Below are 16449 nucleotides of genomic sequence, written 5' to 3'. Positions count from 1 at the left end.
GCCCCGGTCCCCGCCGGGACGGCCGCGGGCGGGGCGACGGGCGCCGCGGCCGCGGGGGCCGCCGCGCTCGGGCGGGCCTGGGCCACGATGCGGCCGATGCGGGCCACCACGTCCTCGCCGGCGGCGACCCGCTCGGCGAGGTCCGCGCTGGTGTGCTCGGCAGTGCGCAGCCGCTCGCTCAGGGTGCGGTCGCATTCCCCGAGCGTGGTGCGCAGGCCCGCGATCGCCCTCTCGGCCGACTCGGTCGCGATCATGAGGTCGCCGATGGTCTGGCGCAGGGCCGCCTCGTCGGCCTTGAGGCGGGTGATGCGCCGGCTGAGCGCCACCGAGGAGACGATGCTGGCGACGAGCAGCACCGCCACCAGGACGTCGGCCAGGATGCTGACGACCGGGCTCACGGCGCGGCCCCTGCGTGCGGATTGGTCGTGGCCGGAATCGTCGTGGCCGGAATCGTCATGGCGGCTCACCCGTCCTTGCGGTTCTTCATCGAGGCTTCGAAGGCCGCGAAGGTGGTGCGGGCCCGGCGGAGCGGCCGCGTCACCTGGACGGCGATGTTGTCGTCGAGCCGGCCGATGCGTCCCTGCGTCATCGCCCAGTCGCCGCAGCGCAGCGTGATGAGATCGGTGGGCTTGGCGTCGAACATGATGGTGTCGCCGACCTCTAGCGACAGCACCCGCCGCAGGGGCAGGGTCATCTGGTGCAGCACCGCCTCGACCGCGACGTCGGCCTGGAAGATCTCGGTGGCGAGGTGCCCCTCCCAGATGTGGTCGCGGCCGAGCTTCTCGCCCATGAAGCTCTGGAGGAGCAGGTCGCGGATCGGCTCGATGGTGGCGTACGGGAACAGGATCTGGAGGAGCCCGCCGCGGCCCTCCATGTCGAGCTTCAGGTCGATCAGGATCGCGGCGTTGGCGGGCCGCGTGATGGTGGCGAAGCGCGGGTTGGTCTCGATCCGGTCGATGAGGAACCGCACCGGCGAGAGCGGCTGGAACGAGGCCTCGAGGTCGCCCAGGATGATCTCCACCATCCGGCGCACGAGCTGCATCTCGATGGTGGTGAAGGGCCGGCCGTCGAGGCGGATGGTGGTGCCGCCGCGCTTGCCGCCGAGCAGGAGGTCGAGGGTCGAGTAGGCGAGGTTCGACTCGACCGTGACCAGGCCCGAGTTCTCCCAGGCGTCGGCCTTGAACACCCCGAGCAGGGTCGGCAGCGGGATCGCGTTGAGGTAGTCGCCGAAGCGCACCGAGGTGATGTTGTCGAGCGTGACCTCGACGTTGTCCTGGAAGAAGTTGCGCAGGCTCGTCGACAGCAGCCGGATCATCCGGTCGAAGACGATCTCGAGCATCGGCAGGCGTTCGTACGAGACGACGCCCGAATCGACGATGGCCCGGATGCCGCCCGCGCCCGAGGCCGAGAGCTCCCTCAGCGAGAAGCCGAGGACCTGGTCGATCTCCTCCTGGTTCAGGATGCGGTCGTTGCCGGCGAGCTCGGGCAGGTTCTCGGCCGCCCCCTCGTCGATCATGTTGGCCCACTCGGCCGCCATGTCGCTCGCCTGGGTGGCGGTGCCCTGCTCGGCCAGCGCCGCGCCCCATTCCTCGGCCAGGGAGGCGTCGCCGCCGCCGCCCTGCTCGATCAGGGCCGCGGCCCAGTCGTCGTCGTCGAGAGTGTCGTCGGGTCCGGCCACGGGGTCTCGAGTCCTACTGGATCACGAAGTCCTTGAAGAGAACGGCGTCGACCTTGGCGGGGTAGACCGCCACGTTGACCCGCCGCAGCAGCTCCTCCCGCAGGCGGTAGGTGCCGCCCGCGCCCTCGAAGTCGCCCGCGCGCAGCTCGCGGACGTAGACCTGGAAGGTGTCCTCGACCCGCGGCATCAGGGGCTGGATCTCGGCCGCCACCTTGGCGTCCCGCACCTCCAGGGTGACCTTGAGGCGCAGGAAGCGGGGCTGGGGCTGGCCCGGGTCGCCCGCGAGGTTCATGGTCAGCTCGCGCACGTCCATGAAGGCCACCGGCAGCTTCGTCTCGGCGGCCGGCTTCTCGGCGTGGGCGGCGCGGCTGCGCAGGAGGAAGAACCCGCCCCCGCCCCCCGCCGCCAGCAAGGCGGCCGCGGCGATCACGATCAGCTTCTTCCTCGAGCCCCCGGCGGCCGGCGCCGCGCCCTCGGCTTCGCCCTCGGCCTCCGGGGCCTTCTTGGGCTTCTTGGCCATCGCTGCGCCGCACTCCAGGGATCCGGGCCCCCGCGCCCCGCGCGACCCGCCCCGAGGGATTTAGGAAAAGACGGTTAACACCTCGTTAAGGCGGCAGTTTCTGCCCGGCGGAAGCTGCCGCCCGGCGGCCACGGGACCGGGCGGCGGCGGCCCGCCGGGCGGCCAGGCCGTTGATATTGCTGCACATCGCTCCTTTCCGGCGCTGGCACGGCCCCTGCGACGCCGTCGGGGCCGGGGCGGCCGCTGGGGAGCGGGGCGGCCCGGCGCACACGCATCGCGGGGAGCACAGCCGATGCAGAACGCCCAATTGATCGGGCTCTCGGCCCAGGTGGCGCTCGGGCGCGAGCTCGAGGTGATCGCCAACAACGTCGCCAACGTCACCACCACGGGCTTCAAGGCCCGCGCCACGCGGTTTCAGGAGTACCTGATGCCCAAGGCGAGCGCCGAGACCTTCCAGCGCCCCGACCGGCGCCTGTCCTACGTCATCGATTCCGGCACACCCCTGGACCTGAGCCAGGGGCCGATCGAGGCCACCGGCAATCCGCTCAACGCGGCGATCCGGGGCGAGGCCTTCTTCGCGGTCCAGACACCGCAGGGCGAGCGCTACACCCGCAACGGCGCCTTCGAGCTCGACGGCCAGGGCCGGCTCGTCACCAGCGAGGGCAACGTCGTGCTCGGCGACGGCGGCCCGATCCAGATCAGCCCGCAGGAGACGGGTATCGCCATCGGGCCGGACGGCACGATCTCGACGAACCAGGGCAACCGCGGCAAGCTGCGCCTCGTCACCTTCGCGAACCCGCAAGGGCTCTCGAACGTCGGCGCCAACCTCTACGCCGCGAACGCGCCGGCCCAGCCGGCCGGTCCCCAGGCGCGCGTCGAGCCGGGCGCGCTGGAGCGCTCGAACGTCCGCCCGGTCCTGGCGATGAGCCGCCTGATCGAGGTCAACCGGGTCTACCAGCTCGTCTCGGACGCGGTCTCGCGGATGGACAGCCTGCGCGGCACGGCGATCCAGCGCCTCGCCGACGTCGGCGCGGCCTGACGGAGACCGGACATGCGCGCCCTCTACGCCGCCGCCACCGGGATGGCGGCCCAGGAACTCAACGTCCAGGTCATCTCGAACAACATCGCGAACCTGCGCACCACGGGCTACAAGCGCCAGCAGGCGCATTTCCAGGACCTGCTCTACCAGAACCTGCGCCGGGCGGGCTCGGCCACCTCCGACCAGGGCAACCAGCTGCCGGCCGGCCTCGCCCTCGGCTCGGGCGTGAAGACCACCTCGACCGCCCGGGTGATGTCGCAGGGCACCCTGTCCTCGACGGAGAAGACCTACGACGTCGCCATCCGGGGCGAGGGCCTGTTCCAGATCGCCATGCCGGACGGGCGCACCGCCTACACCCGGGACGGCTCGCTCGACCTCGACAGCCAGGGCCAGATCGTCACCCGCGACGGCTACCTGATGAACCCGAACATCACGGTGCCGAACAACGCCACGAGCGTCACCATCAGCGCCTCGGGCGTGGTCCAGGCCACGATCCCGGGCCAGACGGCCCCCCAGAACCTCGGCCAGATCCAGCTCGCCCGCTTCGTCAACAAGGTCGGCCTCGAATCGATCGGCGACAACCTGTTCACCGAGACCCTGGCCTCCGGCCCGGCCATCACCGGCAACCCGGGCGCCGACGGCTTCGGCAACCTCCAGCAGAGCTACCTCGAGGAGGCCAACGTCAACGCCGTGACGGAGATCTCGTCCCTGATCGCGGCCCAGCGCGCCTACGAGATGAACTCGAAGGTCGTCACTGCCGCCGACCAGATGCTGTCCACCACCTCGCAGATGTTCCGCGGCTGATGACCTCCCTGCTGACTTCCGTGGCGGCGTCGCCGACGGCCGCCCTCCCGGCGGGCCCGGCCGCGCGCAACCCGGCGCCCCGCCCGATCCTGAGCCCCGGCACCCTCGGGCGCACGGCGCTCGCCCTCGTGGCCCTCGGGCTCCTGACCCTGCCGGTGCTGGCCGAGGAGAGCGGCCGGCTGACGCTGCGCGGCGACATCACCGCCCGGCGCGACGTGATCACCCTCGGCGACCTCGTCGAGGGCGCCCCGGCGGCGCTCTCCGCCCGGCCGCTGTTCCGCGCGCCTCCCCTCGGCACCGGCGGCACGATCCAGGTCCGGCGGATCGTCGAGGCCGCCGTCGGGCTCGGGCTCGAGCCCCCCGAGAGCGGCGGCCGGCTCCAGGTCTCGGTGCAGCGCGCCGCCCGCCGCATCGCCGGGGCGGAGATCGAGGCCGCCCTGCGGGCCGAGCTCGCCCGCACCCGCGGCCTCGACGCCGGCGCCCTCACCATCGCGTTCGAGGGCGAGGCGCCGGCCATCAGCGTGCCGCCCGAGCTCGACGGCACGGTGAGCGCCCAGGAGCTGGTCTACGATCCCCGCACGCGCCGGGTCTCCGCCCTCGTCACGGTCGGCGCCCGCCAGGCCTCGCTGCGGGTCGCCGGGCAGGTGATCGAGACGACCGAGGTGGCGGTGCTCACCCGGGCGCTCGCCCGCGGCGAGGCGCTCGGCCCCGCCGACGTCGCGGTCGAGCGCCGTCCCCGCGAGGGCGTGCCCGCCGACGCGAGCGGCGATCCCTCCGGCCTCGTCGGCCAGGTGGCCCAGCGGGCGCTTCCCGCCGGGCAGCCCCTGCGGGGCGGCGACCTCGTCCGGCCCGACCTCGTCGCCCGGGGCGAGACCGTGACCATCGTGTATGAGACCCCGGGCATCGCCCTGTCGCTGCGGGGCCAGGCCAAGGAGGGCGGGCCGCTCGGCGCCGTGGTGGCGGTGGTGAACCCGACCTCCAAGAAGGTGATCCAGGCCACCGTGATCGGTCCGGGCCGGGTCACCGTCGGGCCGTCCGCGGCCGAGCCCCCGGCCCCGGGCCGCGTCGCCTCGGCGGCCACGCCCGAGCGCAGAGCCACCCCCCTCCCCGAGCGCAACTGAGACGCGACCGATGCTGCCTCTCGCCTCCCGCCTCGCGCCGCCCGCGCTCCTGGCGCTCGCCCTCGCCGGCTGCAACACCGTCGACCGCCTCTCGAACATCGGCGCCCAGCCCGTGCTCACGGCGATCGAGGACCCGACCGCCCAGGCCGGCTACAAGCCGGTGCGGCTGCCGATGCCCGACGTGCAGCCGGTCTCCTACGCGTCGAACTCGCTCTGGCGCACCGGCTCGCGGGCGTTCTTCAAGGACCAGCGCGCCGCCAAGGTCGGCGACCTCGTCACCGTGAAGATCAACGTCACGGACAAGGCCAACCTCAACAACGAGACCAAGCGCTCGCGCTCGAACAGCGAGTCGTTCGGGATCCCCAACGCCTTCGGGCTCGAGACCAAGACGAAGCTCCTGGGCGGAGCGAACCCGGAGAAGCTGCTCAACACGGACTCGACCACCAGCAACGACGGCGCCGGCTCGGTCCAGCGGGCCGAGACCGTGACCACCAACGTGGCCGCCATCGTCACCCAGGTGCTGCCGAACGGCAACCTGGTGCTGGAGGGCCGCCAGGAGATCCGCATCAACTTCGAGGTGCGCGAGCTGGTGGTGGCGGGCGTGGTGCGGCCGGAGGACATCGAGTCCGACAACACCATCGACTCGGCCAAGATCGCCCAGGCCCGCATCGCCTACGGGGGCCGCGGCCAGATCACCGACGTGCAGCAGCCGCGCTACGGCCAGCAGTTCCTCGACATCGTCCTGCCGTTCTGACGAACGGTGCCGTTCTGACGAACGGTGCCGGTCCGACGAACCGGGCGGGCACGCGGAGCCGCGGCGCGGGCCGGCTTCGTCGACGATCCATCCCGGGCGGCACGCTCCCCCCGTTGAGCCGCCCGGGACGGCGCGGCCCCGGCCACTCCCCGGCCGGGGCCGCTCAACCCCCCTTTGCGGGATCCCGCCGCGCCCGCCCCCGCGTGACCGAGCCGGCGCGGCGTGCGGCCCTGGCGGGATCCGAGATCCTGGTGCATCGTCGCGCGAAACCCGCTACACTGCCCCAACGGAAACCGGGATCCCGCAGGCACGACCGTGATGATGTCCGCGACGACAGGCGCCGCGACGACAGGCGCGCAGGCCGATGGACGCTCCGCCCCGTGCCCGCCGGACGGACGCGGCGCGCCGGCGGCCGGCCTGAATCCGGCGGCGCGGGCGGAGCCGCGCCGCGCGTCCCGGCTCGGCGGGGCACGGTCCGCATGAGCCTCGCCCTCGACACGCTCTCCATTGCCCGCAGGCTCAAGGCCGGCGGATTCTCGGAGGACCAGGCAGAGGCCGTCACCACCGTCATTCGCGACGCGCGCGAGGTCGACCTGGCGGTCCTCGCCACGAAGGCCGACCTCGAGGTGCTCCGGATCGCCGTGAAGTCCGACATCGACGGGCTGCGGGTGGCGACGAAGGCCGACATCGACGGGCTGCGGGCCGCGACGAAGGCCGAATTCGTCGAGATGCGGGCGACGGCGAAGACCGACTTCGACGGGTTCCGGGCCGCGACGAGAGCCGACCTCGACGAGATGCGGACGGCGACGAAAGCCGAGTTCGCCGAGATGCGGGCCGCGACGGCAGCCGAGTTCGCCGATGTGCGGGCGACGACCAAAGCCGAGTTCGCCGAGATGCGGGCCGCGACGGCAGCCGAATTCGCCGATGTGCGGGCGACGATGAAGACCGAGATCGACGGGCTGCGGGCGGCAACGACGGCCGAGTTCGCCGATGTGCGGGCGACGATGAAGACCGAAATCGACGGGCTGCGGGCGGCAACGACGGCCGAGTTCGCCGAAATGCGGGCGACGACCAAAGCCGAGTTCGCCGACGTGCGGGCGACGACGAGAACCGACATCGACGGGCTGCGGGTGGCGCTCGACGCGCTGCGGGCCTCGACCAAGACCGAGATCTCGGAGACCAAGTACGAGATCCTCAAGTGGGTTCTCTCGGCGATCGGCTTCCAGGCCGTCGTCATCGTGGGCGCCATCGTGGCGCTGGCGCGCAGCCTGCACTGAGCGGGGCCGGGGCATCGCAGCGGAACAGCCCCGTCCGCCCAAGAACCGGCGCCGGGCGAGACGCTCCGGCGTCGGATCGGAGATCCGGTCGGATCCGGGACGGCCGGCACCAGGGACGCGGGCCCCCCGGCGCGCCCGCGCGGCGCGGGGAGGCCCGGGGTGCCCGCTCCCGCCTCAATCGTCGCGGTACACCCGCTCCCGGCGCTCGTGGCGCTCCTGGGCCTCCAGCGACAGCGTCGCGATCGGGCGGGCCTCGAGGCGCTTGAGGGAGATCGGCTCGCCGGTCTCCTCGCAGTAGCCGTAGGAGCCGTCCTCGATCCGGGCCAGGGCCGAGTCGATCTTGGCGATCAGCTTGCGCTGCCGGTCGCGGGCCCGCAGCTCGATCGCACGGTCCGTCTCGGACGAGGCGCGGTCGGTGAGGTCGGGGTGGTTCTCGTTCTCGCTCTGGAGCGCCACCAGAGTGTCCTGGGCCTCGCGCAGAATGTCCTGTTTCCAGCCCTGGAGCTTGCGGCGGAAATACTCCCGCTGCCGCTCGTTCATGAAGGGCTCGACGTCACTGGGAGCGTAACCCTCCTCGATCACGACCTTCGCCATTGCGCCCCTCGGAAAAACCGGTGTTGTCATGGCCGTTGCCGACTTGCGCAGGCGTATAATCGAGGCCGAGTTGCATCACAACGTCGATGCGGGCGCACGCAAGGTTCGGACCAGGGCCGGGCCCTGATCGGCGCCGGGCTGCTGCAAAAGGGTCACGGTCCCGGGCCTTCCGCGGGGCGCAGATCGGCCAGCGCGGCGGCGATCTCCGCCTCGACCCGGCGCGCCACCGCGTGGCGGTAGTGGAAGGGATCGAAGAAGTGGGCGGGCTCGCGCAGTTCCGGCCGGTCCCCGGTCCAGTCGACGACCCGGCTCCGCGGATGAGCCGCGGCGGCGGCGCGCAGGGCGGCGCGGCAAGCGGCCTCGGCCGCCGCCCGGGGCGTGCCGGCCGCGGGCTGCGCGGGCCGGTAGACCGGCGGGAAGACGAGCACCACGGCGAGGTCCGGGGGCGCTCCGGCCAGGAGGTCGCGCAGGCGGCCGGCCGCCGGGAAGGCGGGACCGGCGCGGCCGGGATCGGCCGCGTCGGGCAGCCGCTGCGCGCGGGCCCGCGCGTGGACGGGCGCCTCGGGGCCGCCGAGGCCCAGGTACTCGGGCTCGTAGTCCCAGTAGCCGTCGCGGGCAGCGCGCCCGGGTGCGCGGGCGAGCGCCCAGCGGATCCGGTCCGCCACCTCGGCGGCGACGCTCAGGCGCATCAGGCCGCGCAAGTAGGTGGCGAGGTCGGGCGCGTAGAGCCAGAATGGGAACGGCCGGCCCGGCGGCAGCGCCGGGTCGCCCCCGCACCAGTAGGCGTCCGGGGCGAGGACCAGCGCCCGAGCCCCCGGATGGTGGCGCAGGAACCAGGCCGCCGTGAGGATTTGCTCGCCCGGCCCGGTCGCCGGCATCGAGAGCTGCACGAAGGGGATGCCGGTCGCCGCCCGCAGGCGCTCGGGCGAGACGAGCTGGATGTGCGAGTTGCCGACGACCGCGCCCGTGAAGGCCGGGTCCCGGCCGCGGCTCGCCCCCGCGGTGCGGGGCCCCTGCGGGCGCACCCCGACCCGGTCGAGGAGCCGCGGCCGGCCCGTGTCGTAGGGATCGACCGCCAGCGCCAGGGCGAGGTAGGCGGCGGCGAGACCCGCCGCCGCCGCGGCGACGAGGCCGGCGAACCGCCGCCAGGCCGCGGGGTCCGCGGGCGCCGCCGGCGGCCGGGCGGCCCCGCCCGCGCGGCACACCCCGCCGCCGCCGGCGCTACCCTCGCGATCCTCGCCGACGTGGCTGCGCGCCATGGCTCCCCTTGCGCTCCCGGCGCGCTCGCGCCGTGCGGTTGCAGATCGGCGTCCCGGGGACGCGAACCCCGCTTCTCCGTCCGGACGGGCGCCACATCAAGGGCCGGGCGCGTCGCCGCGACCCTGTCCCGGCGCCGCGCCCCGCGGGGAGGCGCCGGCGGGGGCTCAGAACTGGAAGTAGATGAACTCGTAGTTCGCGTCGTCGCCGATCCGCAGCAGGACGACGACGATCAGCACCCCGAAGGCCAGCGCCAGCCACGGCCTGGGCGGCAGGCGGTGGACCGCCGCCCAGGCGGTCGGCCCCGCCAGGGCCACGAGGGCGGCGGGCAGGAGCGCCCGCCACTTGAAGCCGTGGCCGACGGGCGCGAAGCCGAACAGGCCCTTGAACACGAGGAGCGCCGCCTCGAAGCTCGCGGCGCGAAACAGCACCCAGGTCAGGACGACGAACCCGAAGGTCAGGAGCCAGCCGAGCCCGGCCGGCAGCGACAGGCCCGCGCGGCGCCACAGCGTCACGGCGGCGAGGCCCGCGCCGTGGGCCGCCCCCCAGGCCACGAAGGTGAGGCCGGCGCCGTGCCAGAGGCCGCCGAGCGTCATGGTGGCGAAGAGCGCGGCGAGTTGCAGCCCGAGGCCCCGGCGGTTGCCGCCGAGCGGGATGTAGAGGTAGTCGCGCAGGAAGCGCGACAGGGTCATGTGCCAGCGCCGCCAGAACTCGCGCAGGGACGTGGCGCGGTAGGGCACGTCGAAGTTCTGCGGCAGCACGATCCCGAACAGCAGGGCGAGGCCGAGCGCCATGTCGGTGTAGCCGGAGAAGTCGAAGTAGATCTGGAACGTGAAGGCGAGCGTGCCCTGCCAGGCCTCGACGACGCTCGGGGCCTTGCCCTCGGCGGCGGCCTGGAAGACCGGGTTGGCGTAGGCGGCGAGCGGGTCGCCCAGGAAGACTTTCTTGGAAAGGCCGATGCAGAGCAGCATCACGCCGCGCCCGATCCGCTCGGCCGCGTCGGGCCGCGCGTAGGGCGCCTCGTCGAACTGGTGCAGGATCTCGCTCCAGCGCACCAGCGGGCCGGCGAGCACCTGCGGGAAGAAGCCGATGTAGAGGGCGTAGCGCGTCAGGTCCATCGGCGGCGCCCGGCCGGCGCGCAGGTCCGTCAGGTACATGACGTGGTGGAAGGTGAAGAACGAGATCCCGAGGGGCAGGCTCAGGGAGAGGCGCGGCAGGTCGAGGCCGAGCAGGCCCGAGAGGAAGCCCGCGTACTTGAACAGCGCCAGGACCAGGAGGTTGGCCGCGACGGCGAGCGGGATCAGGAGCACCGGGCGGCTGCGCGAGAAGCCGCGCGCCACGAGCCAGTTGAGGCCGACCGAGGCCGCGAGGAGCGGCACGAAGCGCACGTCCCACCAGCCGTAGAACACGAGCGACAGGAGGGCGAGGAGGGGCAGGCGCCAGCCGGGCCGGTAGCGGGCGACGAGGGCGTGGAGAACGAGCGCGACCGGCAGGAAGCCGAGCAGGAACGGGAAGGAGTTGAACAGCATCGGCGCCGGATTCGAGGGACCCCCGGCGGTATCGGCCGGCCGCCCGAGCGGGCGCCGTTGTGGGTGATCGGGTCGTGCCCGTCAACGGCGCGGCGGGATCGCGGGCCGCCCAGGCCGGGCGGGCGGCGCGCCTACGCCGCCATGCCGAGCTTGGCCAGCTCCACCTCCGCCCGCAGCTCGATCTGGCCGACGAGCTCGTCGAGGCGCGGGTCGCCGGTCGATCCGGCGCGCTCGGCCAGGCGGCCGGCGATCGCCCTCAGCTCGGCACCGTCGACGCGCCCGCCGAGGAGTGCCGCCTTCAGGCGGTCGAGGGCGTCGAGGAGGTCGTGGCCGCGGCGCGCCGCGCGGCGGCGGCGCTCGCCGGGGTCCTCGACCTGCGCCTGGAGCGTCAGGATCGCGTCGAGGCCGGCGAGCGGGGCCGCGTTCCCGGCGCTCGTCGCCCCGCGCGCGGCCCCGGCCGCGACCGCGAAGGCGGGGCCGGTCTCGGGCGGGCGCCGCGGGCCCGCCCCCGCCAGGAGAGAGGCCGCGAAGCGGGGGTCGACGCGCATGGGAGTGAGGTCCGTGGCTGTCCTGATCCGGGACCCTCGCGCCGGGAGGGTGAACGCCGGGTAAACGGCGCGGCAGAACTTGCCGGACCGGCCGAATCCGCCGGGGCGATCCGGGTCGGGCGCCCCGCCGGCCCGGGACCGGAAACCCTTCCGGCACAACGCCTTCACCGGCCGGAACACCCTGGCACGGTCCTGGCAGCGGGGTTCTGCCTGCCTCAACGCCCGTGTGCCATGCTGCGCGTGATCCTCCTCCTCCTCTCCGGCCTCGCGGCCCTCGGGTCCGCGCCCGCCCTGGCCCTGTCGCGGGTGAAGGACCTGGCCAGCGTCGAGGGCGTGCGGCCGAACCAGCTCGTCGGGTACGGCATCGTGGTCGGCCTCAACGGCACCGGGGACACGCTCAACAACAGCCCGTTCACCAAGCAGTCGCTGCAGGCGATGCTGGAGCGCCTCGGCATCAACACCCGCGGCGCCACCATGCGCACCGCCAACCTCGCCGCCGTGGTGGTGACCGCGAGCCTGCCGCCGTTCGCCGTGCAGGGCACCCGCATCGACGTCACGGTCTCGTCGCTCGGGGACGCCAAGTCGCTCCAGGGCGGCACCCTGCTGGTGACGCCGCTCCTCGGCGCCGACGGCGAGGTCTACGCCCTGGCGCAGGGCTCCCTCGCCATCGCGGGGTTCCAGGCCGAGGGCGACGCCGCCAAGATCACCCGGGGAGTGCCCACCAACGGCCGCATCGCCAACGGCGCCATGATCGAGCGCGAGGTCGAGTTCAAGCTGAACCAGCAGCGCTTCCTGCGCCTCTCGCTGCGCAATCCCGACTTCACCACCTCGAAGCGGATCGCCTCGGCGATCAACGACTTCATGGGAGCCGACACGGCCGAGCCGACGGACCCCTCCACCGTCACCCTCCAGGTGCCGCCGCGCTACCACGGCAACATGGTGCGGCTGCTCACCGAGGTGGAGCAGCTCCGGGTCGAGCCCGACCAGACCGCCCGCGTGGTGATCGACGAGCGCTCGGGCATCATCGTGATGGGCCGCGACGTGCGGATCTCCACCGTCGCGGTGGCGCAGGGCAACCTCACGGTCACGATCACCGAGCAGCCGCAGGTGAGCCAGCCGGCGCCGCTCTCGAACGGCGAGACCGTCGTCGTGCCGCGCACCGCCCTCAAGGTCGACACCGGCGACAAGAACAAGCTCGCGCTCGTCAAGGAGGGCGTGACCCTGCGCGAACTGGTCGACGGGCTCAACGCCCTCGGCATCGGCCCCCGCGACCTGATCTCGATCCTCCAGGCCATCAAGGCCGCGGGCGCCCTGCAGGCCGACATCAACGTGATGTGACGCGACATCCCCTCACCCCCCACGGAGGCACTCCCGATGATCCCCCTCGCTCCCTTCGCGGCGACCGCCGGCCTCGCGGCCGGCCAGGCCCTCGCCGGCGCCGTCACCAACGGCCTCACGGCGCTCACCGGAAGCCAGTCCAAGATCAAGAAGACGTCCCAGGATTTCGAGTCGATGTTCCTGGAGCAGAGCCTCGACAAGCTCAACAGCTCGCAGGGCACGGACGGGCCGCTCGGCGAGAACGGCACCGGCGGCGGCGTCTACCGCTCGATGCTCAACAAGGAGTACGCCCAGTCGATCGTGAAGAGCGGCGGCATCGGCATCGGCGACCAGGTCATGCGCGAGATGCTGCGGATGCAGGAGGCCGGCGGTGCAGCCGCGGTCTGAGCCCGCGGGCACGCGGCCCGAGCCCGCCGGCGGGCGCAGCGAGCCCGTCCGGGTCGCCGACCGGGCCGGGGCCGAGCGCCTCGTCGCGGAGACGCTCGCCGTCATGCAGGAGCTCGGAGGGCTCCTGGCCCGGGAGAGCGCCCACATCCGGTCCGGGCGGCTGCGGGAAGGGCTGGCCGAGGACGCGCGCAAGACGGCGCTGTCGGCCTCCTACCTCCAGGGCCTCCAGGTCGTGAAGGGGAACGCCGTCGCCCTCGCGCGCTTCGCGCCCGACCGGGTCGCGGCCCTGCGCGAGGCCCACGCGGCCTTCGCGGCCGCGGTGGCGCTGAACCAGACGGTGCTGGCGACGGCGCGCGCCATCTCGGAGGGGCTGCTCAAGACGCTCTCGGCCGAGCTCGGCCGGGCGGCCCGCCCGCAGGGCTACGGCAGCCAGCGCCCGGCGGCCTCGCCCTACGGGGCGGCGCGCAGCGGGCCCCTCGTGCTGTCGCGCAGCCTCTAGCGGTTCGAATCCGACGCCTGGTCCCCGCCGCCAAGGGCTGCTCCCGACCCCAGGCGGGCATTGACGCGCGACCGGCCTCACCCTGTAGGATGCTCCGCGCTGTGGGCACCCCTGCCGGGGCCGCCATCAGCCAGGATCGCCTGGAGCACGTCTCGAAGTGTCCGTTGCACCAATGAAAGGGCCGGCTTCGTACTTTCCGTCCATTGAAAAGAAGTATGGGCGTCCCATTGGCGAGTGGCAGCAACTCGTGCGGAAGAGCCTTCCGGCCAAGCACATGGACCTGGTCGCGATGTTGAAGACCGATCACGGGATGGGTCACGGACACGCCAACGCGATAGTGGCGCACGTCCTCGCGTCGGAAGGGAAGTGATCGTTCTTCGACGCGAGCCCTGTTGAGATCGCACTCCACACTCCGCGGAGTTCGCAAGCGGGTAGCAAGCGTCAGGTCCGGACCACCAGGGCCGCGCCCGTTCCGGTCGGACCGGCCTCGGCACCCCGCCCTCGTGCCGACGTTGGGTCCTCGTGCCGACATCAAGTCCTCGTGCCGACGCCGGGTCTCTGCTTCGTCGCCGGAATCCTCCTTGAGGCGCCATGTCGAGGCGCCATGTCCGCGACGGACCGGCGTCCACGCCGTCCGGCATCGCGCGAGGGCGCCGGCTTAGCGCCCCGTGCCGAAGCGGATGTAGGCCCGGGCCGGGCCGTAATCGGTCTCGGTGCGGGCGTCGACCGCGAGGCGGCCGGAGGCCCCCAGCACCCCGGCGGGCTCCCGGCCGGGTCCCGCCCCCGGCCGGCCCGGGAGGGGCGTCCCGGCCTCGGCCCGCACGCGGCCGCTGATCCGCAGGCACGGCCCGGACGGTCCGGTGCGGTGGAAGCCCGGCCCCTCCGAGGGGCAGGGCGCGAGCGCGGGAACGACCGGGAGGTCCTTCACGTCGAGGGCCCGGGCCGGGCCGCCCACCAGGGCGCAGGCGAGCAGCGCCAGGGCGCCGAGGAGCGCCGGCGCCGCCCGCGGGGCGGGACCGGGCCTCCCGCGGGCACGCCCCGGCGCGGCAGGCCGGGCTCTCGGATCGTCGGCGCGGCGGGACGGGGCGGGCATCGGGCGGGTCTCTGACGCGTCCCGGCATTCTGGCGAACGCCCACGCGGGACACAATCAGGCGCGACGGCGGCGGTGCGCGACGCCCGCCATGCGCGGCCTTCCGGTGACAGGCTCCCGCGGCACAGGCCGCGGGCTGCCGGTGACAGGCTCCCGCGGCACAGGCCGCGGGCTTCCGATGACAGGCTCCCGCGGCACAGGCCGCGGGCTGCCGGCGACAGGCCCCCGCGGCGCAGGCCGCCGGCTTCGCCGGGCACGGGCCGCCGGCGCCTCACCGCGCGAGCCGCCGGAAGCGCCACGCCACCCGGGTGCCGTCGGAGACCGCGAGGTGCAGCACGATCTGCTCGGTGCGCCGCGCGCCGTTGAAGGCGGCGAAGAACACGCTCTCCTCGATCACCGGGTCGATCTCGTCGGCCTCGAACAGCCACGGCGCGCCGCTCCCCGCGAGCCGCACCGCCCGGCCCTCGCGGCTCACCCGGACGGAGGGGTGGAGGTGGAAGCGGATCGCGGCCTCGACGGGCCGGGCCGCGGTCGCCGCGGGATCGCGCAGGAAGCCGTCGTCGCCCTCGAGCAGGGCGCCGTCGGGATGCAGGCGCCAGCGCCGCTCGTGGCGCAGGCCGAGGGTCGGCACGTAGCCGTCGTGGCGGGCCGCCAGCACGCTGGTGCCGTCCGGGCCGGTGCCGCGCTCCACCGCCACCTCGGCGGGCCCCCGGACGATGATCGGGCCGAGGCGCCCCTTGAGCCAGGAGGCGAGCGGGTGCGCGATCCCGGGGCCCGGCGGGTTGAGGAATCGGCAGGAGGAGGCCTCGGCGAGGGAGGCGGTCGAGTGCGCCGCCGTGGTGCGGGAGAGCGCGCGCATCTCCTGCCCGGTCGCCGGCAGGCCGCAATTCACCACGAGCCGCTGCGCCCCGCAGGACAATTCGAAGGACAGGCAGCCGGCGCCGGCGGCGGCCGAGTAGGCGGGCCCGGGCGCCGGGCCGACATCCGCCACGACGAGCGTGCCGCCCGCGCCCTCGAGGCGGGCGTAGCCCGAATGCGGCGCGTGCATCAGCGGCTGGGCGAGCGCCCCGTCGTAGATGAGCAGCGTCGCGAGCTGGTCCGCGGCGGTCGCCCCCATGCCGTTGTGGTGGCCGAGCGAGGCGTCCCCGTGGCGCAGCAGGCGCAGGAGCGGCAGCATCCGGTCGATGGCGTTGAGGAGGGCCTCCGGCGGGGCGATGTCGCGGCTGAGGAAGCTCTGGCGCAGGGGCAGGAGGTCGAGGAGCAGGTCCTTGGAGAAGCCGGGATCGCGGCTGCGGTGGCCCCCGTCCGGCAGGATCTGGCGGTTGAGCTCGCGGGTGAGCAGGCGCACGCCCCGGCGCAGCACGGGGTCGAAGCCCTCGCAGCACAGGCCCGCGTAGCACAGGGCGACCCCGATGCCGAGCCGGTCGCGGGGCCGGGCGCCCCGCCGCACCGCGCGGTCGAGGAGGCGCACGCTGCGCCCGATCAGCTTCAGGAAGGCCTGGTAGAAGGCGTGGTCGGCGCCCTCCAGCACCAGGGGGGACTGGCACAGGAGCGAGATCAGGCGCCGCGCCACGACCGGCGGGCGCTGCGCCAGGGCCTCGTCGCCGCGCCCGGCCATGAAATCCTGCACGAAGGCCCGGGCGTTGGAGCGCGCGAGCGCGCTGTCGGCGGCGCGCAGGTGGCGCAGCCAGCCGAAGCCGTAGAGCGCATCGCCCCATTCGGGCGAGGGCGGCGCGAAGTCGAAGGGCGAGCGCCCGCCCGTGGCGAGGGCGCGGCCGGCGAACACGAACAGCCCGGCGTAGATGTCGCCCGCGATGGTGGCGTCGCTGGTGCGCAGGTCCTGCGGCGCGATCACGAGGCCCGTCGGGCGCAGCCGCGAGAGCGCGGAGGGGCCGGACGTGGCGCGGGCCGCGGCGCTCCGCACGCTGCGGGCGGCCTCGTGACCGAGGAGCCGGTAGAACCGCCAGCGGTCAGGCCCCCAATGCACGTCACCTCCTGCGCCGCGGCCGGCCC

Annotated in this window: 18 protein-coding genes; 9 read left to right on the top strand and 9 right to left on the bottom strand. The window is 74.0% G+C overall.

Annotated elements, in window-relative coordinates:
- From DT057_RS21405 to fliL, 3 genes are all read right to left on the bottom strand, one after another.
- On the bottom strand, positions 1 to 398 hold a 398-nt coding region (locus tag DT057_RS21405; protein WP_128564134.1), incomplete at its 3' end, for a DUF6468 domain-containing protein.
- Between the two features lie 65 nt (positions 399 to 463).
- Positions 464 to 1678 carry a flagellar motor switch protein FliM gene (gene fliM / locus DT057_RS21400; protein WP_128564131.1) on the bottom strand — a complete coding sequence of 405 codons (1215 nt, stop codon included), beginning with the start codon at positions 1676 to 1678 and terminating at the stop codon, positions 464 to 466.
- Between the two features lie 13 nt (positions 1679 to 1691).
- A complete protein-coding gene (gene fliL / locus DT057_RS21395) occupies positions 1692 to 2198 on the bottom strand; it encodes a flagellar basal body-associated protein FliL (RefSeq protein ID WP_128564130.1) in 507 nt (168 codons plus the stop codon).
- A gap of 292 nt (positions 2199 to 2490) precedes the next feature.
- Between fliL and flgF the strand changes: the two genes are divergently transcribed.
- The 5 genes from flgF (at position 2491) to DT057_RS36875 (ending at position 7193) form a co-directional block, all read left to right on the top strand.
- Positions 2491 to 3237: a flagellar basal-body rod protein FlgF gene (gene flgF, locus DT057_RS21390; protein WP_128564129.1), complete on the top strand. Its 747-nt coding sequence runs from the start codon at positions 2491 to 2493 to the stop codon at positions 3235 to 3237.
- A 12-nt stretch (positions 3238 to 3249) separates the two neighbouring features.
- A complete protein-coding gene (gene flgG, locus DT057_RS21385) occupies positions 3250 to 4041 on the top strand; it encodes a flagellar basal-body rod protein FlgG (protein WP_128564128.1) in 792 nt (263 codons plus the stop codon).
- The gene (gene flgA, locus DT057_RS21380) at positions 4041 to 5162 is read left to right on the top strand and encodes a flagellar basal body P-ring formation chaperone FlgA (RefSeq protein WP_128564127.1); all 1122 of its coding nucleotides are present in this window, start codon (positions 4041 to 4043) and stop codon (positions 5160 to 5162) included. Before flgG ends, flgA begins: the two co-directional genes overlap by 1 nt.
- A gap of 10 nt (positions 5163 to 5172) precedes the next feature.
- Positions 5173 to 5916: a flagellar basal body L-ring protein FlgH gene (gene flgH, locus DT057_RS21375; RefSeq protein ID WP_128564126.1), complete on the top strand. Its 744-nt coding sequence runs from the start codon at positions 5173 to 5175 to the stop codon at positions 5914 to 5916.
- 203 nt (positions 5917 to 6119) lie between these two features.
- A complete protein-coding gene (locus DT057_RS36875; RefSeq protein WP_238313471.1) occupies positions 6120 to 7193 on the top strand; it encodes a coiled-coil domain-containing protein in 1074 nt (357 codons plus the stop codon).
- Positions 7194 to 7367: 174 nt separating this feature from the next.
- Here the strand turns inward: DT057_RS36875 and dksA are convergent, their stop codons facing one another.
- The 4 genes from dksA to DT057_RS21345 form a co-directional block, all read right to left on the bottom strand.
- Positions 7368 to 7787 carry an RNA polymerase-binding protein DksA gene (gene dksA, locus DT057_RS21360; RefSeq protein WP_128564125.1) on the bottom strand — a complete coding sequence of 140 codons (420 nt, stop codon included), beginning with the start codon at positions 7785 to 7787 and terminating at the stop codon, positions 7368 to 7370.
- A gap of 152 nt (positions 7788 to 7939) precedes the next feature.
- Positions 7940 to 9046, bottom strand: a complete 1107-nt coding sequence (locus DT057_RS21355) for a hypothetical protein (protein ID WP_238313469.1) — start codon at positions 9044 to 9046, stop codon at positions 7940 to 7942.
- 165 nt (positions 9047 to 9211) lie between these two features.
- Positions 9212 to 10573: an MBOAT family O-acyltransferase gene (locus DT057_RS21350; protein ID WP_128564124.1), complete on the bottom strand. Its 1362-nt coding sequence runs from the start codon at positions 10571 to 10573 to the stop codon at positions 9212 to 9214.
- A gap of 131 nt (positions 10574 to 10704) precedes the next feature.
- On the bottom strand, positions 10705 to 11121 hold the full coding sequence (locus DT057_RS21345; RefSeq protein WP_128564123.1) for a flagellar assembly protein FliX: 417 nt from the start codon (positions 11119 to 11121) through the stop codon (positions 10705 to 10707).
- 231 nt (positions 11122 to 11352) lie between these two features.
- Here DT057_RS21345 and DT057_RS21340 point away from each other — a divergent pair, with 231 nt between their 5' ends.
- The 4 genes from DT057_RS21340 (at position 11353) to DT057_RS21325 (ending at position 13715) form a co-directional block, all read left to right on the top strand.
- Positions 11353 to 12459: a flagellar basal body P-ring protein FlgI gene (locus DT057_RS21340; RefSeq protein ID WP_128564122.1), complete on the top strand. Its 1107-nt coding sequence runs from the start codon at positions 11353 to 11355 to the stop codon at positions 12457 to 12459.
- 36 nt (positions 12460 to 12495) lie between these two features.
- Positions 12496 to 12846, top strand: a complete 351-nt coding sequence (locus DT057_RS21335; RefSeq protein WP_128564121.1) for a rod-binding protein — start codon at positions 12496 to 12498, stop codon at positions 12844 to 12846.
- Entirely contained in the window at positions 12830 to 13345 is a 516-nt protein-coding gene (locus DT057_RS21330) for a hypothetical protein (protein ID WP_128564120.1), read from the top strand. Before DT057_RS21335 ends, DT057_RS21330 begins: the two co-directional genes overlap by 17 nt.
- Positions 13346 to 13517: 172 nt before the next feature.
- Positions 13518 to 13715 (top strand): DUF4287 domain-containing protein, encoded by a 198-nt coding sequence (locus DT057_RS21325; RefSeq protein WP_407068103.1) that lies wholly within the window; start codon positions 13518 to 13520, stop codon positions 13713 to 13715.
- Positions 13716 to 14003: 288 nt separating this feature from the next.
- Here DT057_RS21325 and DT057_RS21320 read toward each other — a convergent pair whose 3' ends face one another.
- Both DT057_RS21320 and DT057_RS21315 read right to left on the bottom strand, forming a co-directional pair.
- Positions 14004 to 14438 carry a porin gene (locus tag DT057_RS21320; protein WP_238313467.1) on the bottom strand — a complete coding sequence of 145 codons (435 nt, stop codon included), beginning with the start codon at positions 14436 to 14438 and terminating at the stop codon, positions 14004 to 14006.
- Between the two features lie 269 nt (positions 14439 to 14707).
- On the bottom strand, positions 14708 to 16423 hold the full coding sequence (locus DT057_RS21315) for a heparinase II/III family protein (protein ID WP_128564118.1): 1716 nt from the start codon (positions 16421 to 16423) through the stop codon (positions 14708 to 14710).
- Between the last annotated feature and the right edge of the window lie 26 nt (positions 16424 to 16449).

The organism is Methylobacterium crusticola (assembly GCF_003574465.1).
In the GTDB taxonomy this organism is placed as follows: domain Bacteria; phylum Pseudomonadota; class Alphaproteobacteria; order Rhizobiales; family Beijerinckiaceae; genus Methylobacterium; species Methylobacterium crusticola.
The sequence above is the reverse complement of the archived record's forward strand: the minus strand, read 5'-3'. Positions and strand labels throughout refer to the sequence as shown.